3 protein-coding genes are annotated in these 2,290 nt (G+C 61.7%); all 3 read right to left on the reverse strand.

All coding sequences use genetic code 11. The features are described 5' to 3' along the window. Nucleotide 1 precedes the first annotated feature (1 nt). Nucleotides 2–505, reverse strand: a complete 504-nt coding sequence (locus A2I95_RS32195; RefSeq protein ID WP_035919561.1) for a hypothetical protein — start codon at nt 503–505, stop codon at nt 2–4. Between the two features lie 17 nt (nt 506–522). Further along, nucleotides 523–1,083, reverse strand: coding sequence for an FAD-dependent monooxygenase (locus tag A2I95_RS32200; RefSeq protein ID WP_027256026.1), 561 nt, complete (start codon nt 1,081–1,083; stop codon nt 523–525). A gap of 697 nt (nt 1,084–1,780) precedes the next feature. After that, a partial coding sequence (locus A2I95_RS32205) for an RNA polymerase sigma factor (RefSeq protein WP_291736381.1) occupies nt 1,781–2,290 on the reverse strand: 510 nt, incomplete at its 5' end.

The following is a 2,290-nucleotide window of genomic DNA, read 5'->3' on the forward strand; positions in this document are numbered from 1 at the left end:
CCTATGCGCCGTGATCGCCATGGCGGCACCAGACGCAATCGCAATTGATGTGGCTGCAACTCGGGTCTTCCAGAGCCTTGCGATAGCGACGGCGGGCAAACGGCAGCGCCAGCCGCCTGAAGGTGGTCAGATAGTATGCACGGCGGAGCACGCCCCCCGCATCGCCAGTGGCCAACTTGCGGCTGGCGATGCGCATGCCGACTTTGCCGCCCAAGCCGAACATCCAGCGGTTGACGATGCCTGCCTCCAAAAGCGGACCAAGTTCCGATTTCCAACGGGTGACATAGTCGTTGCCTGTCAGCAGACATTCCGCCGCCAGAACGCCCGAGCGGATCGCATGGCGTATCCCAAATCCGGCAAGCGCGTCCTGAAAGCCCGCATGCTCGCCAATTACCGGGTGCACGCCCTGCATGGCGCTACGAGGCGATCGGTAGGCGCCATACCCGCCGAAGCTGCGGGCGTTGCGCATCTCAAGTCCGGCATGGGCGCGAAAACCTGTGAACATGCAACTCGCGATCGTGCCTAGGCCGCCTGAACCAGCAGGTAGGCGTATCCTCCTGGCGCGACCTCGTGGCCAAGCGCGAGCCAGGCCCCGTCGGGCATGTCCGTCTCGAAAACGTGCCCTGCGGCGATGACGCCGGCCTCGCGCGGCCCGGCGGCCAGGACGCCCGCGTCGGCGAACGTCTTCACCCAGTCGCCGAAACGGATCTCAACACCCGCGGCGCGGGCCTGGGCCAGAAGGGCGCTATCTAGTGTGCCTTGACCCGGACCGCGCCGGAGCAGGTAGAAGAGCGGGCGCAGTCCCTTCACGGCATACCGATGTCCGGACGGATCGAACACAGTGCCACGCTCGAACGGATGATGGTCGAAATCGGCGGTGATCCCGGCGGCGGCCAGTTCCTCGAGAACGTCCAGTTCCCTGGTCCAGCTCTCAAGCCCCTGGAAATCGTCGTGGAACCTGTGGCCCACACAATCCTTCCACTCGCGTACAATCACTTGGCGACCGGCGCGCGCCAACACGATCGCGCAAGCAAGGCCGGCTGGTCCAGCCCCGACGATTACTATCTTGGTCGAGTTCGTCATCGCGGTTTCCGACGGTTCTCAAGCGGTATTCCGAGTGCTGATCTCAGTGCCGGCGTGGGCGTCTCGGGGTTTCTACCGGAATGTCCACGACAGCCTCTTTGACTTTGGGACGATCACGTAGCCGGACGATAGCGGTGCCTGCGAGCAGTGCAGAAGCGAGGGCACCAGCGAGAATGAGAGTTGCGAGCATTTCCGTGTTCCTTTCCTGACGAACGCTGTTTGCGCGGTTCATAAGAAAAGACGCTTACTCGGTGATTTCGTTACATGCGTGCGGGGCTCGCCGATGTCGGTCTTGTCCTTGCAACACGACCAGCCCCATCCGGGGCATTCAGAGTTGACCCCTTGGCGCGCCGTCCCTGCGCGTATGATCGGCTGGCAACCCTTCGGCTAACACTGACCCGACCAGCGCATTGACCATTTGACGGCGGAACAATAAGAGAATCGTTCTGGCCTCTTGCGGGGTAAGCCCCAAGGAATCCGCTGCAGACCGAAGACTCCGACCCTCGACATCTACCTCGAGAAACAACTCTCCCGACAGTGCCCCGACATCGGCCTGCACCGTCCCTCGGCACTCGCAGAACACATCCGAAACCAGGTCTGCGATCACCTGTGCTTCTGTCGGTTCCCTGGTCATGTGATCCTCCCGAGCGGCTTCGGTATGAAGACGCAGTTAGGAGCACAGCATTACAAAACCGCGTTACGAGACGGTGTCTTTTTCCTCGCAAGCGGTCTCTTCGACTGGATGCTCACACCCTGGTGGTGGACAGGAGCAATCGTCAAAGCCATGCCGACAGCACGGTCCACAATGGGCTAATAGCGCGTCACCCAATGCGGCACGGGCGCGGTGAAGACGTACATTAAGAGTTCCGGGTTTCAGCCCCAAGTCCGCCGCCACCATCGCGCGATCATCGTCGTCGATATCTATGCGGCGGATCAGTTCCGCATCACCCGGGCGCAACTCGGTGACCAACCCTTTGACGCACTTACAGATCACGTCCATGTCTTCGACAGGGTCATCCGCGACCATAGCAGACTGGGCCTCCTGCGCGACAGCATCTCTCAGACGACGGGATCGGCCCGATTTGCGGTAATGGTCGTTGAGTGCCGAGCGCAACACCGCATAGAGCCAGGCATCCATGCGATTCGCCTCGCGCAGCTGATCTTTCCGCGCCAGAACGCGCGTGCAGAATTCCTGCAGGACATCCTC

The organism is Leisingera sp. F5 (assembly GCF_001593695.1).